Genomic DNA, 18963 nt, shown 5'->3' with positions numbered 1-18963 from the left:
GCCGCCCTCTCCCTCCTGGATCCGGAGCCCCTGGCATGACCGTCTGCCTGCTCCTGCTCAGCGTCCTCGCCGTGACGGCCGCCGTGCCGGTCCCCCGCGCGCTGACCCGTGCCGCCTGGCCCGAACGGGAGCCGGTGGTGGCGCTGTGGGTGTGGCAGTGCCTGGTCGCCACCGTGCTGCTGTGCTGCCTGGCCGCGCTGACGCTCGGCGCGGCGGCGGTCTTCCAGACCGTCCGCGACCGGGTCTTCGCCCCGGCCCCGCCGGCCGTCACCGCCGCGTACGACCTGTCTGCCGCGCCGCCCTGGGCCGCCGCGCTCACCCTGCTGCTGGCCTGCGGGGCCGCCTGGACCACCGCGATGCTCGCCCGTGAGCTGGTCGAGGCCCGCCGCCGGCGCGGCCAGGCCCGCGCCCACCTGCGCGAGCGCGCTCCCGACCTGCCGGCCGGGCTGCCCGCCGCCCGCGGACCGCTGCTGGTCCTGGAGGACGAGTACCCGGACGCCTGGTGGCTGCCGGGCCATCCGGCGCAGCTGGTCGTCACCACCGGCGCCCTGCACCGCCTCACCGACCACCAGCTCGACGCCGTCCTCACCCATGAGCGCGGCCACGCCCGCGCCCGCCACGACTGGCTGCTGCACCTCTCTACCGCGCTGGCCACCGGTTTCCCCCGTATCCCGCTGTTCGCGCACTTCTGCGACCAGACCCACCGCCTGGTCGAACTGGCCGCCGACGACACCGCCTCCCGGCGCTGCGGTCACCTCACCACCGCGCTCGCCCTGATCGAGCTGAACCAGCACCGCGGCGTGCTGTCCTGCGCCTCCAGCCACCGGCTGCTCGGCGAGCGCGTCGACCGTCTGCTGCAGCCGCCGCCCCGGCTGGGCCGACGCCACCGGGCCCTGACCACGACGGCGGCGGCGCTGGTGCCGCTGCTGCCCCTGCTGATCACCTTCGCACCGGGGCTGACGGCACTGGGCTGACGGCACTGGGCTGACGGGACTGGGCTGACGGGACTGGGCTGACGGGACTGGGCTGACGGGACTGGGCCGGCCCTCCCGCCCGCGCGCGCTCGGCCTTACGCCCAGTCCGGCTCCGGCTCCTCCCCGGACCAGTCGTGCGGGCCGAAGGGGTCGTCGGCGTCGAGGCCGGCGGAAGCTCCCGGGGCCGCGTCGGCCGGTGCGGGCGCCGGGGCCGCGTCGGCGGACGGGGCCGAGACCGGAGTCGAGCCCGGAGCGGGCGCCTGCGCCGCGCCGGGCGGGCCGCCCAGTCCGGCGAGGACCTCGAGCACACCCTCCCCGTACGTCGCCAGCTTCTTCTCGCCCACTCCGCTGATCCCGCCCAGCTCGCGCACCGAGGTGGGCCACACCATGGCGATCTCCCGCAGGGTCGCGTCATGGAAGATCACATACGCCGGGACGCCCTGTTCCCGCGCCTGCTCGGCCCGCCAGGCGCGCAGCGCCTCGAACGCCGGCAGCAGCTCCTCGGGCAGCTCGGCGGCCGCGGCCCTGGGCTTGCGCTCGCCCCGTGCCGTGCCCGTCGCCGCCTTCGCGGCGGTCGGCTTCTTCGGCTCCTTGCGCAGCGGCACCTCCCGCTCCCGCCGCAGCACCGCCCCGCTGGCCTCGGTCAGCACCAGCGTGCCGTACTCCCCCTCGACGGCGAGGAGGCCCTGGGCCAGCAACTGCCGGATCACGCCCCGCCATTCGCCCTCGGTGAGCTCCTGGCCGATGCCGAAGACGGACAGCTGGTCGTGGTCGAACTGGATCACCTTGCCGGTGCGCTTGCCCAGCAGGATGTCGACGATCTGCACGGCGCCGAACTTCTGCCCCCGCTCCCGCTGCAGCCGCACCACCGTGGACAGCACCTTCTGCGCGGCGACCGTGCCGTCCCAGGTCTCCGGCGGCGTCAGGCAGGTGTCGCAGTTGCCGCAGCCCGCCGGGTCCGGTTCCTGGCCGAAGTAGGCGAGCAGCTGCCCGCGACGGCACTGGGCGGTCTCGCACAGCGCGAGCATCGCGTCCAGGTGGGCCTGGGCTCTGCGCCGGAACGCCTCGTCGCCCTCGCCGGACTGGATCAGCTTGCGCTGCTGGATGACGTCGTTCAGGCCGTACGCCATCCAGGCCGTGGAGGGCAGTCCGTCGCGGCCGGCGCGGCCCGTCTCCTGGTAGTACCCCTCCACCGACTTGGGCAGGTCCAGGTGGGCGACGAACCGTACGTCGGGCTTGTCGATGCCCATGCCGAAGGCGATGGTCGCCACCACGACCAGGCCGTCCTCGCGCAGGAAGCGGGACTGGTGGGCGGCGCGGGTGCCCGCGTCGAGGCCCGCGTGGTACGGCACCGCCTCGATGCCGTTGCGGGTGAGGAACTCGGCGGTCTTCTCGACCGAGTTGCGCGACAGGCAGTACACGATGCCGGCGTCGCCCGCGTGCTCCTCGCGCAGGAAGCTCAGCAGCTGCTTCTTCGGGTCCGCCTTCGGCACGATCCGGTACTGGATGTTCGGCCGGTCGAAGCTCGCCACGAAGTGGCGGGCCCGGGGCATGTTCAGCCGCTCGGTGATCTCCCGGTGCGTGGCGCGGGTGGCGGTCGCCGTGAGCGCGATCCGGGGGACGTCCGGCCAGCGCTCGCCGAGCAGCGACAGGGTCAGGTAGTCGGGGCGGAAGTCGTGGCCCCACTGGGCGACGCAGTGCGCCTCGTCGATCGCGAAGACGGAGATCTTCCCGCGCGAGAGCAGATCCAGCGTGGCCTCCACTCGCAGCCGCTCCGGCGCGAGATAGAGCAGGTCCAGCTCGCCCGCGAGGAACTCGGCCTCGACGACGCGCCGCTCGTCGAAGTCCTGCGTGGAGTTGATGAACCCGGCCCGCACGCCGGCCGCCCGCAGCGCGTCCACCTGGTCCTGCATGAGCGCGATGAGCGGGGAGACGACGACGCCCGTGCCGGGTCTGACCAGGGCCGGGATCTGGTAGCACAGCGATTTGCCGCCGCCCGTCGGCATGAGAACCACGGCGTCGCCGCCGGCCACCACATGCTCGATGACGGCTTCCTGCTCGCCGCGGAAGGCCTCATAGCCGAAGACCCTCTCCAGGGTGTCCAGCGCCTCACTCCGCGTCATTGTCATCTCGGCGATACCGCCCGTCCCGCCCATCGTCGTGCCCCCCGTACGTCGTCCCTCGACCACTGCTTCCACGATAGGGGGCGGCGCCGACAGTCCCGGGAGTTATCCACAGGCTGCGGACGACACAAAGGCCCGGCATCCCCCGCGAGGGATGCCGGGCCCCGGCCGTACCGGCGGGCGGAGGGTCAGCGCACGAAGACGCCCGCCTGACCCGCCAGGTCCAGGAAGTACTGCGGCGCCACGCCGAGCACCAGCGTCACCGCCACGCCCACCGTGATCGCGGTGACCGTCAGCGGCGACGGCACGGCGACCGTCGGGCCCTCCGGCTTGGGCTCGCTGAAGAACATCAGCACGATCACCCGGATGTAGAAGAAGGCCGCGATCGCCGACGAGATCACACCGATCACGACCAGCGGTGCCGCGCCGCCCTCCGCCGCCGCCTTGAACACGGCGAACTTGCCCGCGAACCCGCTGGTCAGCGGGATGCCCGCGAACGCCAGCAGGAACACCGCGAACACGGCCGCGACCAGCGGGGAGCGGCGTCCCAGCCCGGCCCACTTGGACAGGTGCGTCGCCTCGCCGCCCGCGTCCCTCACCAGGGTGACGACCGCGAACGCGCCGATCGTCACGAACGAGTAGGCGGCCAGGTAGAAGAGGACCGACGAGACACCGTCCGGCGTGGTCGCGATGACACCCGCGAGGATGAATCCCGCGTGCGCGATCGACGAGTACGCCAGCAGCCGCTTGATGTCGGTCTGGGTGATCGCGACGATCGCGCCGCCCAGCATGGTGACGATCGCCACGCCCCACATCACCGGCCGCCAGTCCCAGCGCAGGCCCGGCAGCACCACGTACAGGATCCGCAGCAGCGCGCCGAACGCGGCCACCTTGGTCGCCGCCGCCATGAAGCCGGTCACCGGGGTCGGCGCACCCTGGTAGACGTCCGGGGTCCACATGTGGAACGGCACCGCGCCCACCTTAAACAGCAGACCCATCACGATCAGCGCGGCGCCGATCAGCAGCAGCGCGTCGTTGCCCATGGTGTTCGCCAGGGCCGGGGTGACGTCGGTGATCGTGCCGTCGACGACCCGAGCGATCGTGCCGTACGACATCGAGCCGGCGTAGCCGTACAGCAGCGCGATGCCGAACAGGGTGAACGCGGAGGCGAAGGCGCCGAGCAGGAAGTACTTCACCGCGGCCTCCTGCGACATCAGCCGCTTGCGGCGGGCCAGCGCGCACAGCAGGTACAGCGGGAGCGAGAACACCTCCAGGGCGATGAACAGGGTCAGCAGGTCGTTGGCCGCCGGGAACAGCAGCATGCCGGTGACCGCGAAGAGCAGCAGCGGGAACACCTCGGTGGTGGTGAACCCGGCCCGCACCGCGGCCTTCTCGCTGTCGCTGCCGGGCACGGAGGCGGCCTGTGCGGCGAAGGAGTCGACCGGCTTGCCGTGCGCGGCCGGGTCGAGGCGCCGCTCGGCGAAGGTGAAGAGGCCGACCAGCGCGGCCAGCAGAATGGTGCCCTGCAGGAACAGAGCCGGACCGTCGACCGCGATCGCGCCCATCGCCGCGATCCGCGCCTTGGTCGTGCCGTATCCGTCGGCGGCGAGAGCGACGACCGCGGCGAAGGCGGCGACCAGGCCCACGACGGACACGAACATCTGGACGTGGTAACGGGACTTGCGCGGGACGAACGCCTCGACGAGCACCCCGACGATCGCCGCGCCCACGACGATCAGGGTGGGCGCCAGCTGCCCGTACTCGATCTTCGGCGCGTCGATCTTGGAAATCGGTTCGGCCGCGGTTGCCGCCGTTGTCCACAGGCTGTGGACGGCTGATGCGCTCACTTGGCCGCCTCCACCTCGGGCCGGGGGTCCTTCTTCTGTACGTCCGACATGGTCTGCTCGACCGCCGGATTGACGATGTCCGTGACCGGCTTCGGGTAGACGCCGAGCACGATCAGCAGCGCGACCAGCGGCGCGACGACCACCAGCTCACGCACCCGCAGGTCCGGCATCGCGGAGACCTCCGGCTTCACCGGGCCCGTCATCGTCCGCTGGTACAGGACGAGGGTGTAGAGCGCGGCGAGCACGATGCCGAAGGTGGCGATGATCCCGATCACCGGGTAGCGCGCGAAGGTGCCGACCAGGACCAGGAACTCGCTGACGAACGGGGCGAGTCCGGGCAGCGACAGGGTCGCGAGGCCACCGATCAGGAAGGTGCCGGCGAGCACCGGGGCGACCTTCTGCACCCCGCCGTAGTCCGCGATGAGCCGCGAGCCGCGCCGGGAGATCAGGAAGCCGGCGACCAGCATCAGCGCGGCCGTCGACAGGCCGTGGTTGACCATGTAGAGGGTCGCGCCGGACTGGCCCTGGCTGGTCATCGCGAAGATGCCCATGATGATGAAGCCGAAGTGGGAGATCGACGCGTAGGCGATCAGCCGCTTGATGTCGCGCTGGCCGACCGCGAGCAGCGCCCCGTAGATGATGCTGATGAGCGCCAGCACGAGGATCGCGGGCGTGGCCCACTTCGACGCCTCCGGGAACAGCTGGAGGCAGAAGCGGAGCATCGCGAAGGTGCCCACCTTGTCGACGACCGCGGTGATGAGGACCGCGACCGGGGCGGTGGACTCCTGCATCGCGTTCGGCAGCCAGGTGTGCAGCGGCCACAGCGGCGCCTTCACCGCGAAGGCGAAGAAGAAGCCGAGGAACAGCCAGCGTTCGGTGCTCGTCGCCATGTCGAGGGAGCCGTTGGCGCGGGCCTCGGCGATCTCCGTGAGGGAGAAGTTCCCTGCGACCACGTACAGCCCGATCACCGCGGCCAGCATGATCAGGCCGCCGACCAGGTTGTAGAGCAGGAACTTCACGGCCGCGTACGACCGCTGGGTTGCCGCCGCCTGCTCGCCGTGCTCGTGGGCACGGTCCCCGAAGCCGCCGATGAGGAAGTACATCGGGATGAGCATGGCTTCGAAGAAGATGTAGAAGAGGAAGACGTCGGTGGCCTCGAAGGAGAGGATCACCATCGCCTCGACGGCCAGGATCAGGGCGAAGAAGCCCTGGGTGGGCCGCCACCGCCTGCTGCCGGTCTCCAGCGGGTCGGCGTCGTGCCAGCCCGCGAGGATGATGAACGGGATCAGCAGGGCGGTCAGCGCGATCAGCGCGACCGCGATGCCGTCCACGCCCAGTTCGTAGCGGACTCCGAAGTCCTTGATCCAGGCATGGGATTCGGTGAGCTGGTAGCGGTCGCCGCCCGGGTCGAAGCGGACCACGACGGCGATCGCGAGGGCGAGGGTGGCGAGCGAGACGAGCAGCGCCAGCCACTTGGCGGCGGTGCGCCGCGCGGCCGGGACGGCGGCCGTGGCGACCGCTCCGAGCGCCGGGAGCGCCGCCGTCGCTGTCAGCAGGGGAAAGGACATCGGTATCAGACCGCCCTCATCAGCAGGGTGGCGGCGACCAGGACCGCCGCACCGCCGAACATCGAGACCGCGTACGACCGCGCGAAGCCGTTCTGGAGGCGGCGCAGCCGTCCGGAGAGGCCGCCGACCGAGGCCGCCGTGCCGTTGACGACTCCGTCGACCAGGGTGTGGTCGACGTACACCAGGGACCGGGTCAGGTGCTCGCCGCCGCGGACCAGGACGACGTGGTTGAAGTCGTCCTGGAGCAGGTCGCGGCGGGCGGCCCGGGTGAGCAGGGACCCGCGCGGGGCGACGGCCGGGACCGGGCGGCGGCCGTACTGCGCCCAGGCGAGGGCGACGCCGATCACCATGCACGCCACGGTCGCCGCCGTCACCGTGCCCGCGCTGATCGGCGGGTGGCCGTGGGCGTGCCCGGTGACGGGCTCCAGCCAGTGGATGAACCGGTCGCCGATGCTGAAGAACGCGCCGCCCGCGACCGAGCCGACGGCCAGCAGGATCATCGGGATCGTCATGACCTTGGGCGACTCGTGCGGGTGCGGCTCGGTGTGCTCGCCGCGGGTCGCGGCGGCGGGCTCGACGTCCGGCTCCGCCGGGGACGGCGTCGGCGCGTTGCGCCAGCGCTCCTCGCCGAAGAACGTCATCAGCATCACGCGCGTCATGTAGAACGCGGTGATCGCGGCGCCGAGCAGGGCGCAGCCGCCGAGGATCCAGCCCTCGGTGCCGCCCTTGGCGAACGCCGCCTCGATGATCTTGTCCTTGGAGAAGAAGCCGGACAGGCCCGGGAAGCCGATGATCGCGAGGTAGCCGAGGCCGAAGGTGACGAAGGTGACCGGCATGTACTTGCGCAGGCCGCCGTAGCGGCGCATGTCGACCTCGTCGTTCATGCCGTGCATGACGGAGCCGGCGCCGAGGAAGAGGCCGGCCTTGAAGAAGCCGTGCGTGACCAGGTGCATGATCGCGAAGACGTAGCCGATCGGGCCGAGGCCCGCGGCCAGCACCATGTAGCCGATCTGCGACATGGTCGAGCCGGCCAGCGCCTTCTTGATGTCGTCCTTCGCGCAACCGACGATCGCACCGAACAGCAGCGTGACCGCGCCGACGATGGTGACCACCAACTGCGCGTCGGGAGCGGCGTTGAAGATGGCGCCGGAGCGGACGATGAGGTAGACGCCCGCGGTCACCATGGTCGCGGCGTGGATGAGGGCGGAGACCGGGGTCGGGCCCTCCATCGCGTCCCCGAGCCAGGACTGGAGCGGCACCTGGGCGGACTTGCCGCAGGCGGCGAGCAGCAGCATCAGGCCGATCGCGGTGAGGGTGCCCTCGGAGGTGTCCCCCACCCCGGCGAGCACCGGGCCGAAGGCGAAGGTGCCGAACGTGGTGAACATCAGCATGATCGCGATCGACAGGCCCATGTCGCCGACCCGGTTGACCAGGAAGGCCTTCTTCGCGGCCGTGGCCGCGCTGGGCTTGTGCTGCCAGAAGCCGATCAGCAGGTAGGAGGCGAGACCGACGCCCTCCCAGCCGACGTACAGCAGCAGGTAGTTATCGGCGAGGACGAGGAGCAGCATCGCCGCGAGGAACAGGTTCAGGTAGCCGAAGAAGCGGCGGCGCCGCTCGTCGTGCTCCATGTACCCGATCGAGTAGAGGTGGATCAGCGAGCCGACACCGGTGATCAGCAGGACGAACGTCATCGACAGCTGGTCGAGGCGGAAGGCGACGTCCGCCTGGAAGCCCTCGACCGGGATCCAGCTGAACAGGTGCGAGGTGAGCGTGCGGTGCTCGGCGTCCTTGCCCAGCAGGCCGGCGAAGAGGACGACGCCGAGGGCGAAGGAGACGAACGCCAGCAGGGTGCCGAGCCAGTGGCCGACGGCGTCGAGCCGCCGGCCGCCGCACAGCAGGACGGCCGCTCCGAGCAGGGGCGCCGCGATCAGCAGCGCAATCAGGTTCTCCACTTCAGCGACCCCTTAGAGCTTCATCAGGCTGGCGTCGTCGACCGAGGCCGAGTGGCGGGCGCGGAACAGTGACACGATGATCGCGAGCCCGACCACGACCTCCGCGGCGGCGACGACCATCGTGAAGAAGGCGATGATCTGGCCGTCGAGGTTGCCGTGCATCCGGGAGAAGGCGACGAACGCGAGGTTGCAGGCGTTGAGCATCAGCTCGACGCACATGAACAGCACGATCGCGTTCCGCCGGATCAGCACTCCGGTGGCGCCGATCGCGAACAGCAGCGCCGCGAGATACAGGTAGTAGACGGGGTTCACTTCGACGCCTCCTCGGTCCCCTTGAAGGTCGCCGGCACGGTCCCGGTCCGCTCCAGGCGCTCCTCGGCGCGCTGCTCCAGCGCCCGCAGGTCGCTCAGCGCCTGTGCCGAGACGTCCCTGATCTGGCCGCGCTCGCGCAGCGTCTTGTTGACGGTCAGCTCCGACGGGGTGCCGTCGGGCAGCAGGCCCGCGATGTCCACGGCGTTGTGCCGGGCGTAGACACCCGGCGCGGGCAGCGGCGGGAGGTGCTTGCCCTCGCGGACGCGCTGCTCGGCCAGCTCCCGCTGGGTCTTGGCGCGCTCGGTGCGCTCGCGGTGGGTGAGCACCATGGCGCCGACGGCGGCCGTGATCAGCAGGGCGCCGGTGAGTTCGAAGGCGAAGACGTACTTGGTGAAGATCAGGGCCGCCAGGCCCTCGACGTTGCCGCCCGCGTTGGCCGTGCCGATGCCGCCCCACTCGTTCAGCGAGGCGTTGCCGATGCCGGCGATCAGCAGGATGCCGAAGCCGAGGCCGCACAGCAGGGCCAGCCAGCGCTGCCCCTTGATGGTCTCCTTCAGGGAGTCCGCGGCGGTGACGCCGACGAGCATCACCACGAACAGGAACAGCATCATGATCGCGCCGGTGTAGACGACGATCTGCACGACGCCCAGGAAGTAGGCGCCGTTGGCGAGGTAGAACACCGCCAGGACGATCATGGTGCCGGCCAGGCAGAGCGCGCTGTGCACGGCCTTCTTCATGAAGACGGTGCACAGGGCGCCGATCACCGCCACCGTGCCGAGGATCCAGAACTGGACGGCCTCTCCGGTGGAGGTGGTGTAGGCGGCGAGCTGCGCGGTCATCGGCCGATCACCTTCTCCGACGCCGGTTCGGTCCCGCCGAAGGTGGAGTCGGCCTCCTGCACGACCTCGCCCTTGGAGTGGGCGACCTGGGGCTCCGTACCCGGGGCGGCCTCGGTGACCAGCCCCCGGTAGTAGTCCTGTTCGTCCATGCCCGGGTAGATGGCGTGCGGGGTGTCGACCATGCCTTCCTCGAGGCCGGCCAGCAGCTGTTCCTTGGTGTAGATGAGGTTGGCGCGGCTGGAGTCGGCCAGTTCGAACTCGTTCGTCATCGTCAGCGCGCGCGTGGGGCACGCCTCGATGCACAGGCCGCACAGAATGCAGCGGGCGTAGTTGATCTGGTACACCCGCCCGTACCGCTCGCCCGGCGAGTAGCGCTCCTCGTCGGTGTTGTCCGCGCCCTCGACGTAGATCGCGTCGGCGGGACAGGCCCAGGCGCACAGCTCGCAGCCGACGCACTTCTCCAGGCCGTCCGGATGGCGGTTGAGCTGGTGCCGTCCGTGGAAGCGCGGAGCGGTGGTCTTCTTCTGCTCCGGGTACTGCTCCGTGAGCCGCTTCTTGAACATGGCCTTGAAGGTCACGCCGAAGCCGGCCACGGGGTTCTGGAAACCGGGCGACGTGTGCCCGCCCTCCTGGGGCTCCTCAGCCATCGGACGCCTCCTTTCCATCCAGCGATCCGTCACTGTGAGTATCGGGCCCGCCACTGACAATCAGCTCCCGCTCCCGGCGCGAGCGGCGCCGCGGCACCGGCGGCAGCTCCTGGCCCGGCAGCGGCGGCACGGGGAATCCGCCCGCCATCGGGTCGAAGGCGGCCGGCTGGGCGGGGGCCTCGGCCGGCTTGGCGCGGTCGCGGAGGAAGTCCGCGACGAAGGAGAGCAGCAGCAGGGCGAGGACGCCGCCGCCCACGTACAGGGCGATGTCGGCGAAGGCGTAGTTCTCGTTGCGCAGGGTCCGCACGGTGGCGACGAGCATCAGCCACACCACCGAGACCGGGATGAGGACCTTCCAGCCGAGCTTCATCAGCTGGTCGTAGCGGACCCGCGGGAGCGTGCCGCGCAGCCAGATGAAGAGGAACAGCAGCAGCTGCACCTTGACGGTGAACCAGAGCAGCGGCCACCAGCCGTGGTTCGCGCCCTCCCAGAAGGTGCTGATGGGCCACGGGGCCCGCCAGCCGCCGAGGAAGAGCGTCACGGACACGGCCGAGACCGTCACCATGTTCACGTACTCGGCGAGCATGAACATCGCGAACTTGATCGACGAGTACTCGGTGTTGAAGCCGCCGACCAGGTCGCCCTCGGACTCCGGCATGTCGAAGGGGGCGCGGTTGGTCTCGCCGACCATCGTCACGATGTAGATCAGGAAGGACACCGGCAGCAGCACCACGTACCAGCGGTCCTGCTGGGCCTCGACGATCGCCGAGGTCGACATCGACCCGGAGTAGAGGAACACCGAGGCGAACGCGGCGCCCATGGCGATCTCGTACGAGATCATCTGCGCGCACGAACGCAGGCCGCCGAGCAGCGGGTACGTCGAGCCGGAGCTCCAGCCCGCCAGCACGATGCCGTAGATGCCGACCGAGGCGACCGCGAGGATGTAGAGCATCGCGATCGGCAGGTCGGTGAGCTGCATCGTGGTGCGCTGGCCGAAGATCGAGATCTCGTTGCCGGCCGGGCCGAAGGGGATCACCGCGATCGCCATGAACGCCGGGATGGCGGCGACGATCGGCGCGAGGACGTAGACCACCTTGTCCGCGCGCTTGACGACGATGTCCTCCTTCAGCATCAGCTTGATGCCGTCGGCGAGCGACTGGAGCATGCCCCAGGGTCCGTGCCGGTTGGGGCCGATGCGCAGCTGCATCCAGGCGACGACCTTGCGCTCCATCACGATGGAGATCAGCACGGTCACCATCAGGAAGGCGAAGCAGAACACCGCCTTGACGACGACCAGCCACCACGGGTCGTGGCCGAACATCGAGAGGTCTTCAGCGGCGAGGTACGGGCTCATGCCTCCACCTCCTTGGGGGCGTCGCCGACGAGCGTGGCCGGGCCGATGCGGACGAGGGAGCCGGGCAGCGCGCCGGTGTCGGAGGCGACGCCGCCGCCGGTGGAGTTCAGCGGCAGCCACACCACGCGGTCCGGCATCTCGGTGATCTCCAGTGGGAGTTCGACGGTCCCGGCGGGGCCGGTCACGGCGAGCGCGTCGCCTTCCTCGACGCCGGCCTCGGCGGCCGTGGCCGCGGACAGGCGCGCGCGTGCGGCGTGCCGGGTGCCGGCCAGGGCCTCGTCGCCCTCCTGGAGGACGCCCTGGTCGAGCAGGAGCCGGTGCCCGGCGAGCACGGCCTCCCCGGCGGCGGGGCGGGGCAGCGGGGCCGCCGTCTCCAGCGGCTCGGTGGCGCGCGGGCCGTCCCAGGCGCCGAGCCGGTCCAGCTCCGCGCGGACGGTCCGCAGGTCCGGCAGGCCCAGGTGGACGTCCATGGCGTCGGCGAGCATCTGGAGCACGCGCGCGTCGGTGGGCGCGAGGCGCCGGGTCATGTGGTCGGGCTTGAGCGCGGCCTCGAAGAGGCGCACCCGGCCCTCCCAGTTGAGGAAGGTGCCCGCCTTCTCGGCGACCGCGGCGACCGGCAGGACGACGTCCGCGTGGTGGGTCACCTCGCTGGGCCGCAGTTCGAGCGAGACCAGGAAGCCGACCTCGGCGAGCGCCTCCCGCGCGCGGGCCGGGTCGGGCAGGTCCGCGACCTCCACGCCCGCGACGAGCAGCGCCCCGAGTTCCCCGGTGGCGGCGGCCTCCACGATCTGGCCGGTGTCGCGGCCGTAGCGGTGCGGGAGTTCGGCCAGCCCCCAGACGGCGGCGACCTCCTCCCGCGCGCGCGGGTCGGTGGCCGGACGCCCGCCCGGCAGCAGCGACGGCAGCGCACCGGCCTCGACGGCGCCGCGCTCCCCCGCCCGCCGCGGGATCCACACCAGCCGAGCCCCGGTCGCCGAGGCGGCCCGTACGGCGGCGGTGAGACCCCCGGCGATTGCGGCGAGCCGCTCGCCGACGACGATCACCGCGCCCTCGGCCCGCAGCGCCTCGGCGGCCTTCGCCCCGTCGCCCTCCAGGCCGACCCCGGCGGCGAGCGCGTCGAGCCACTCGGTCTCGGTGCCGGGCGCGGCCGGCAGCAGCGTGCCGCCCGCCTTCCGAAGGCCCCGGGTGGCGTGGGTGGCCAGCGCGAACACCTTCTGCCCGTGTCCCCGCCAGGCCTTGCGCAGCCGCAGGAAGACGCCGGGCGCCTCCTCCTCCGACTCGAACCCGGCCAGCAGCACCGCCGGGGCCTTCTCCAGGGAGGCGTACGTGACGCCCGTACCGTCGAGGTCCCGGCCGCGGCCCGCGACCCGCGCGGCGAGGAAGTCGGCCTCCTCACCGCTGTGCACGCGCGCGCGGAAGTCGATGTCGTTGGTGTCGAGGGCCACGCGCGCGAACTTGCTGTACGCGTAGGCGTCCTCGACGGTGAGCCGGCCGCCGGTGAGGACACCGGTGCGGCCCCGCGAGGCGAGCAGCCCCTGGGCGGCGATCTGGAGCGCCTCCGGCCAGGACGCCGGCACCAGCTCGCCCTCGGGGTTGCGGATCAGCGGCGTCTGAAGGCGGTCGCGCTGCTGCGCGTAGCGGAACGCGAAGCGGCCCTTGTCGCAGATCCACTCCTCGTTGACCTCGGGGTCGTTCGCCGCGAGGCGCCGCATGACCTTGCCGCGCCGGTGGTCGGTGCGGGTGGCGCAGCCGCCGGAGCAGTGCTCGCACACCGACGGCGAGGAGACCAGGTCGAAGGGGCGGGAGCGGAACCGGTACGCCGCCGAGGTGAGCGCACCGACCGGGCAGATCTGGATGGTGTTGCCGGAGAAGTACGACTCGAAGGGGTCGCCCTCGCCGGTGCCGACCTGCTGGAGTGCGCCCCGCTCGATCAGCTCGATCATCGGGTCGCCGGCGATCTGGTTGGAGAAGCGGGTGCAGCGCGCGCACAGCACGCACCGCTCGCGGTCGAGCAGCACCTGGGTGGAGATCGGCACCGGCTTCTCGTAGGTGCGCTTCTTGCCCTCGAAGCGGGACTCGGCGTTGCCGTGCGACATGGCCTGGTTCTGCAGCGGGCACTCGCCGCCCTTGTCGCAGACCGGGCAGTCCAGCGGGTGGTTGATGAGCAGCAGCTCCATCACGCCTTGCTGGGCTTTTTCGGCGACCGGCGAGGTCAGTTGAGTCTTCACGACCATTCCGTCCGTACACGTGATCGTGCAGGACGCCATGGGCTTGCGCTGGCCCTCGACCTCGACGATGCACTGGCGGCAGGCGCCGGCCGGGGCGAGGAGGGGGTGGTCGCAGAAACGCGGGATCTCGATGCCGAGCTGTTCGGCGGCGCGGATGACGAGCGTGCCCTTGGGCACGCTGATCTCGATGCCGTCGATGGTCAGCGTGACGAGATCTTCCGGCGGGACCGCCGCCTCTCCCCCGCCTGCGGGCGCGTTGGTGGTCACGGTCATGCGTTCACCTCCGTGCGGTGATCGGCCCAGGCCGTCGACTTGGCCGGGTCGAAGGGGCAGCCGCGGCCCGTGATGTGCTGCTCGTACTCCTCGCGGAAGTACTTCAGCGAGGAGAAGATCGGCGAGGCGGCACCGTCACCGAGGGCGCAGAAGGACTTGCCGTTGATGTTGTCGGCGATGTCGGCCAGCTTGTCGAGGTCGCTCATGGCGCCCTTGCCGGCCTCGATGTCCCGCAGCAGCTGCACCAGCCAGTAGGTGCCTTCCCGGCACGGGGTGCACTTGCCGCAGGACTCGTGGGCGTAGAACTCGGTCCAGCGGGTGACCGCGCGGACCACGCAGGTCGTCTCGTCGAAGCACTGCAGCGCCTTGGTGCCGAGCATGGAACCGGCGGCGCCGACGCCTTCGTAGTCGAGCGGGACGTCGAGGTGTTCGTCGGTGAACATGGGCGTCGAGGAGCCGCCCGGCGTCCAGAACTTCAGCCGGTGCCCGGGCCGCATCCCGCCGCTCATGTCGAGCAGCTGGCGCAGGGTGATACCGAGCGGGGCCTCGTACTGGCCGGGGCTGGCGACGTGGCCGCTGAGCGAGTACAGCGTGAAGCCCGGGGACTTCTCGCTGCCCATCGACCTGAACCAGTCCTTGCCGTTCTTCATGATGGCGGGAACCGACGCGATCGACTCGACGTTGTTCACGACAGTCGGGCACGCGTAGAGGCCCGCGACGGCAGGGAAGGGGGGACGCAGCCGCGGTTGACCACGGCGGCCTTCGAGCGAGTCGAGCAGCGCGGTCTCCTCACCGCAGATGTACGCGCCCGCGCCCGCGTGCACGGTGAGTTCGAGGTCGAGTCCGCTGCCCAGGATGTTCTTGCCGAGGTAGCCCGCCGCGTAGGCCTCGCGGACGGCCTCGTGCAGCCGCCGCAGGACGGGGACGACTTCCCCTCGCAGGTAGATGAAGGCGTGCGACGACCTGATGGCGTAGCACGCGATGACGATGCCCTCGATGAGGCTGTGCGGGTTCGCGAAGAGGAGCGGGATGTCCTTGCAGGTCCCGGGCTCCGACTCGTCGGCGTTGACAACGAGATAGTGCGGCTTTCCGTCGCCCTGCGGGATGAACTGCCACTTCATGCCCGTCGGGAAGCCGGCGCCGCCGCGACCGCGCAGACCGGAGTCCTTGACGTAGGCGATCACGTCGTCCGGCGACATGGCGAGTGCCTTGCGCAGCCCCTCGTAGCCCTCGTGGCGCCGGTAGACGTCCAGGCTCCAGGACCGGTCCTCGTCCCAGAAGGCCGACAGCACGGGTGCGAGCAGCTTCTCGGGGCTGGTGTCCTTGACGTCGGGTACCACGGTCATCACTCCCCCTCCTCGGCGACGGGCCCGCTGGGGTTCGCGGGGTCGGAGGCCGATGTGGACTGCGGCGCGTCGTGGGAGCTGAGGTGCTCCGTGGGCGACGGCTCGTGCGGCGGCTCGTCGCGGGGCGCCTCGCCGCGCGGGTGGACCACGCGGGCGGGCGCTGCCTCGCCCTTGGCCAGGCGCAGGCCGACCAGCGAGGCCGGTCCGCCGCTGCCGCTCGCCTCGACGGCTCCGGGCCGCTCGTCGGGGAAGCCGGCGAGGATCCGGGCGGTCTCCTTGAAGGTGCACAGCGGCGCGCCGCGGGTGGGGCTGACGGGCCGGCCCGCGCGCAGGTCGTCGACGAGGCGCCGGGCGCTGTCGGGGGTCTGGTTGTCGAAGAACTCCCAGTTGACCATCACGACCGGGGCGTAGTCGCAGGCCGCGTTGCACTCGATGTGCTCCAGGGTGACCTTGCCGTCGTCGGTGGTCTCGCCGTTGCCGACGCCCAGGTGCTCCTGGAGGGTCTCGAAGATCGCGTCGCCGCCCATCACCGCGCACAGGGTGTTGGTGCACACGCCCACCTGGTAGTCACCGGAGGGCTTGCGCCGGTACATGGTGTAGAAGGTGGCGACGGCGGTGACCTCGGCCGTGGTCAGGCCGAGCATCTCCGCGCAGAACCGCATGCCGGTGCGCGTGACGTGGCCCTCCTCCGACTGCACCAGGTGCAGCAGCGGCAGGAGGGCGGACCGGGAGTCCGGGTAGCGGGCGATGACCTCCCGCGCGTCCCGTTCGAGCCGGGCTCGAACGTCGTCCGGGTAGTCGGGCGCGGGCAGCTCGGGCATGCCCAGGCTGACGCCTCGTTCCGCCCGCTCCGAGGATGAGGTGGTCACCGGTCGACGCCTCCCATCACGGGGTCGATGGACGCGACGGCGACGATGACATCGGCGACCTGGCCGCCCTCGCACATCGCCGCCATGGCCTGAAGGTTGGTGAAGGACGGGTCGCGGAAGTGGACCCGGTAGGGGCGGGTGCCGCCGTCGGAGACGGCGTGGACGCCGAGTTCGCCCTTGGGTGACTCGACGGCCGCGTAGGCCTGTCCGGGCGGGACCCGGAAGCCCTCGGTGACCAGCTTGAAGTGGTGGATCAGGGCCTCCATGGAGGTGCCCATGATCTTCTTGATGTGGTCGAGGGAGTTGCCGAGGCCGTCCGGGCCGAGTGCGAGCTGGGCGGGCCAGGCGATCTTCTTGTCGGGGACCATGACCGGGCCGGGCTGGAGCCGGTCCAGGCACTGCTCGATGATCCTGAGCGACTGGCGCATCTCCTCCAGGCGGATCAGGAAGCGGCCGTAGGCGTCGCAGGTGTCGGTGGTCGGGACGTCGAAGTCGTACGTCTCGTAGCCGCAGTAGGGCTGGGCCTTGCGCAGGTCGTGCGGGAGGCCGGTGGAGCGCAGGATCGGGCCGGTGGCGCCGAGGGCCATGCAGCCGGCCAGGTCGAGGTAGCCGATGTCCTGCATGCGGGCCTTGAAGATGGGGTTCCCGGTGGCGAGCTTGTCGTACTCCGGGAGGTTCCGCTTCATCTTCTTCACGAACTCGCGGATCTGGTCCACCGCGCCGGGCGGCAGGTCCTGGGCGAGTCCGCCGGGGCGGATGTACGCGTGGTTCATCCTGAGGCCCGTGATGAGCTCGTAGATGTCGAGGATCATCTCGCGGTCACGGAACCCGTAGATCATGATCGTGGTGGCGCCCAGCTCCATGCCGCCGGTGGCGATGCACACCAGGTGGGAGGAGAGCCGGTTCAGCTCCATCAGGAGCACGCGGATGATCTTGGCGCGTTCGGTGATCTGGTCCTCGATGCCGAGGAGTTTCTCGACGGCGAGACAGTAGGCGGTCTCGTTGAAGAAGGACGTCAGGTAGTCCATGCGCGTCACGAACGTGGTGCCCTGCGTCCAGGTCCGGTATTCGAGGTTCTTCTCGATGCCGGTGTGCAGGTAGCCGATGCCGCAGCGGGCCTCGGTGACCGTCTCGCCCTCGATCTCCAGGATCAGGCGGAGTACCCCGTGGGTGGAGGGGTGCTGTGGGCCCATGTTGACGACGATGCGCTCGTCGTCGGCCTTGGCCGCGGACTGGACGACCTCGTCCCAGTCGCCGCCGGTGACCGTGTAGACGGTGCCCTCGGTGGTCTCGCGCGGAGTTGCGTGCTGCGTGCTCATGAGTACGACCTCCGCTGGTCCGGAGCCGGGATCTGGGCGCCCTTGTACTCGACGGGGATGCCGCCGAGGGGGTAGTCCTTGCGCTGCGGATGGCCCTGCCAGTCGTCCGGCATCATGATCCGCGTCAGGGCCGGGTGACCGTCGAAGACGATCCCGAAGAAGTCGTAGGTCTCGCGCTCGTGCCAGTCGTTGGTCGGATAGACCGGGACCAGGGACGGGATGTGCGGGTCGGTGTCCGGGGCGCTGACCTCGAGGCGGATCAGCCGGTTGTGGGTGATCGAGCGCAGGTGGTAGACGGCGTGCAGCTCGCGGCCCTTGTCGTTCGGGTAGTGGACGCCGCTGACGCCGGTGCACAGCTCGAAGCGCAGGGCCGGGTCGTCGCGCAGGGTGCGGGCGACACGGACCAGGTGCTCGCGTTCGATGTGGAAGGTGATCTCGTCGCGGTCGACGACCGTCTTCTCGATGGCGTTCTCGGGGAGCAGGCCCTGTTCCTCCAGCGCGCCCTCGAGTTCGTCGGCGACCTCGTCGAACCAGCCGCCGTAGGGCCTGCTCGCCGGTCCCGGGAGCCGGACCGAGCGGACCAGGCCGCCGTAGCCGGAGGTGTCGCCGCCGTTGTTCGCGCCGAACATGCCGCGCTGGACGCGGATCTCCTCGCCGCCCTGGCCGCGCTGGCCGGGGAGGTTGGACGCGGACAGGTCCTTCTCGGGGTTCACCCCGTCCGGCCCGTTCGCAGCGTGGGTGCCGTTCGCGTCACTCACCGCAGCAGCCCCTTCATCTCGATCGTCGGCAGGGCCTTGAGCGCCGCTTCCTCCGCCTCGCGGGCCGCCTCCTCGGCGTTGACCCCGAGCTTGGAGCCCTGGATCTTCTGGTGGAGCTTGAGGATGGCGTCCATCAGCATCTCGGGCCGCGGCGGGCAGCCGGGGAGGTAGATGTCGACGGGGACGATGTGGTCGACGCCCTGGACGATGGCGTAGTTGTTGAACATGCCGCCGGAGGAGGCGCAGACCCCCATGGAGATCACCCACTTGGGGTTCGGCATCTGGTCGTAGACCTGCCGCAGCACCGGGGCCATCTTCTGGCTGACACGGCCGGCGACGATCATCAGGTCGGCCTGGCGCGGGGAGCCGCGGAAGACCTCCATGCCGAAGCGCGCCAGGTCGTAACGGCCGGCGCCGGTGGTCATCATCTCGATGGCGCAGCAGGCCAGACCGAAGGTGGCGGGGAAGACCGACGCCTTGCGCACCCACCCGGCGGCCTGCTCGACGGTGGTCAGCAGGAAGCCGCTCGGCAGCTTTTCTTCGAGTCCCATGAC

Annotated in this window: 15 protein-coding genes; 1 reads left to right on the top strand and 14 read right to left on the bottom strand. The window is 70.8% G+C overall.

The window, feature by feature from the left end; genetic code table 11:
- Positions 1 to 35: 35 nt before the first annotated feature.
- A complete protein-coding gene (locus ACIG0D_RS15640; protein WP_399800559.1) occupies positions 36 to 974 on the top strand; it encodes a M56 family metallopeptidase in 939 nt (312 codons plus the stop codon).
- A 95-nt stretch (positions 975 to 1069) separates the two neighbouring features.
- Here ACIG0D_RS15640 and recQ read toward each other — a convergent pair whose 3' ends face one another.
- From recQ to ACIG0D_RS15570, 14 genes are all read right to left on the bottom strand, one after another.
- Positions 1070 to 3130: a DNA helicase RecQ gene (gene recQ, locus ACIG0D_RS15635; RefSeq protein ID WP_399801226.1), complete on the bottom strand. Its 2061-nt coding sequence runs from the start codon at positions 3128 to 3130 to the stop codon at positions 1070 to 1072.
- 155 nt (positions 3131 to 3285) lie between these two features.
- Positions 3286 to 4944 (bottom strand): NADH-quinone oxidoreductase subunit NuoN, encoded by a 1659-nt coding sequence (gene nuoN, locus ACIG0D_RS15630; protein WP_399800556.1) that lies wholly within the window; start codon positions 4942 to 4944, stop codon positions 3286 to 3288.
- A complete protein-coding gene (locus ACIG0D_RS15625) occupies positions 4941 to 6512 on the bottom strand; it encodes an NADH-quinone oxidoreductase subunit M (protein WP_399800553.1) in 1572 nt (523 codons plus the stop codon). The genes nuoN and ACIG0D_RS15625 overlap by 4 nt, the downstream gene beginning before the upstream one ends.
- Before the next feature lie 5 nt (positions 6513 to 6517).
- A complete protein-coding gene (nuoL, locus tag ACIG0D_RS15620) occupies positions 6518 to 8464 on the bottom strand; it encodes an NADH-quinone oxidoreductase subunit L (protein WP_399800550.1) in 1947 nt (648 codons plus the stop codon).
- 12 nt (positions 8465 to 8476) lie between these two features.
- The gene (nuoK, locus tag ACIG0D_RS15615; RefSeq protein ID WP_166001391.1) at positions 8477 to 8776 is read right to left on the bottom strand and encodes an NADH-quinone oxidoreductase subunit NuoK; all 300 of its coding nucleotides are present in this window, start codon (positions 8774 to 8776) and stop codon (positions 8477 to 8479) included.
- Positions 8773 to 9615, bottom strand: coding sequence for an NADH-quinone oxidoreductase subunit J (locus ACIG0D_RS15610; RefSeq protein WP_399800547.1), 843 nt, complete (start codon positions 9613 to 9615; stop codon positions 8773 to 8775). Before ACIG0D_RS15610 ends, nuoK begins: the two co-directional genes overlap by 4 nt.
- Positions 9612 to 10262, bottom strand: a complete 651-nt coding sequence (gene nuoI, locus ACIG0D_RS15605; protein WP_399800545.1) for an NADH-quinone oxidoreductase subunit NuoI — start codon at positions 10260 to 10262, stop codon at positions 9612 to 9614. Before nuoI ends, ACIG0D_RS15610 begins: the two co-directional genes overlap by 4 nt.
- Entirely contained in the window at positions 10255 to 11616 is a 1362-nt protein-coding gene (gene nuoH, locus ACIG0D_RS15600; RefSeq protein ID WP_399800542.1) for an NADH-quinone oxidoreductase subunit NuoH, read from the bottom strand. The genes nuoI and nuoH overlap by 8 nt, the downstream gene beginning before the upstream one ends.
- Positions 11613 to 14117 carry an NADH-quinone oxidoreductase subunit G gene (locus tag ACIG0D_RS15595; RefSeq protein WP_399800539.1) on the bottom strand — a complete coding sequence of 835 codons (2505 nt, stop codon included), beginning with the start codon at positions 14115 to 14117 and terminating at the stop codon, positions 11613 to 11615. Before ACIG0D_RS15595 ends, nuoH begins: the two co-directional genes overlap by 4 nt.
- The gene (gene nuoF / locus ACIG0D_RS15590) at positions 14114 to 15463 is read right to left on the bottom strand and encodes an NADH-quinone oxidoreductase subunit NuoF (RefSeq protein ID WP_166001382.1); all 1350 of its coding nucleotides are present in this window, start codon (positions 15461 to 15463) and stop codon (positions 14114 to 14116) included. Before nuoF ends, ACIG0D_RS15595 begins: the two co-directional genes overlap by 4 nt.
- Positions 15463 to 16332, bottom strand: coding sequence for an NADH-quinone oxidoreductase subunit NuoE (gene nuoE, locus ACIG0D_RS15585; protein ID WP_399800536.1), 870 nt, complete (start codon positions 16330 to 16332; stop codon positions 15463 to 15465). Before nuoE ends, nuoF begins: the two co-directional genes overlap by 1 nt.
- A complete protein-coding gene (locus ACIG0D_RS15580; RefSeq protein WP_365763081.1) occupies positions 16329 to 17651 on the bottom strand; it encodes an NADH-quinone oxidoreductase subunit D in 1323 nt (440 codons plus the stop codon). Before ACIG0D_RS15580 ends, nuoE begins: the two co-directional genes overlap by 4 nt.
- Complete coding sequence (locus tag ACIG0D_RS15575) at positions 17648 to 18409, bottom strand: NADH-quinone oxidoreductase subunit C (protein WP_399800533.1); 762 nt, start codon at positions 18407 to 18409, stop codon at positions 17648 to 17650. Before ACIG0D_RS15575 ends, ACIG0D_RS15580 begins: the two co-directional genes overlap by 4 nt.
- The gene (locus tag ACIG0D_RS15570) at positions 18406 to 18960 is read right to left on the bottom strand and encodes an NADH-quinone oxidoreductase subunit B family protein (RefSeq protein ID WP_030494814.1); all 555 of its coding nucleotides are present in this window, start codon (positions 18958 to 18960) and stop codon (positions 18406 to 18408) included. Before ACIG0D_RS15570 ends, ACIG0D_RS15575 begins: the two co-directional genes overlap by 4 nt.
- Positions 18961 to 18963 lie beyond the last annotated feature (3 nt).

Source organism: Streptomyces sp. NPDC052773 (assembly GCF_044547145.1).
Taxonomy (GTDB): domain Bacteria; phylum Actinomycetota; class Actinomycetes; order Streptomycetales; family Streptomycetaceae; genus Streptomyces.
Note: the sequence above shows the minus strand (reverse complement) of the source record. Positions and strands in the feature narration are given on the sequence as shown.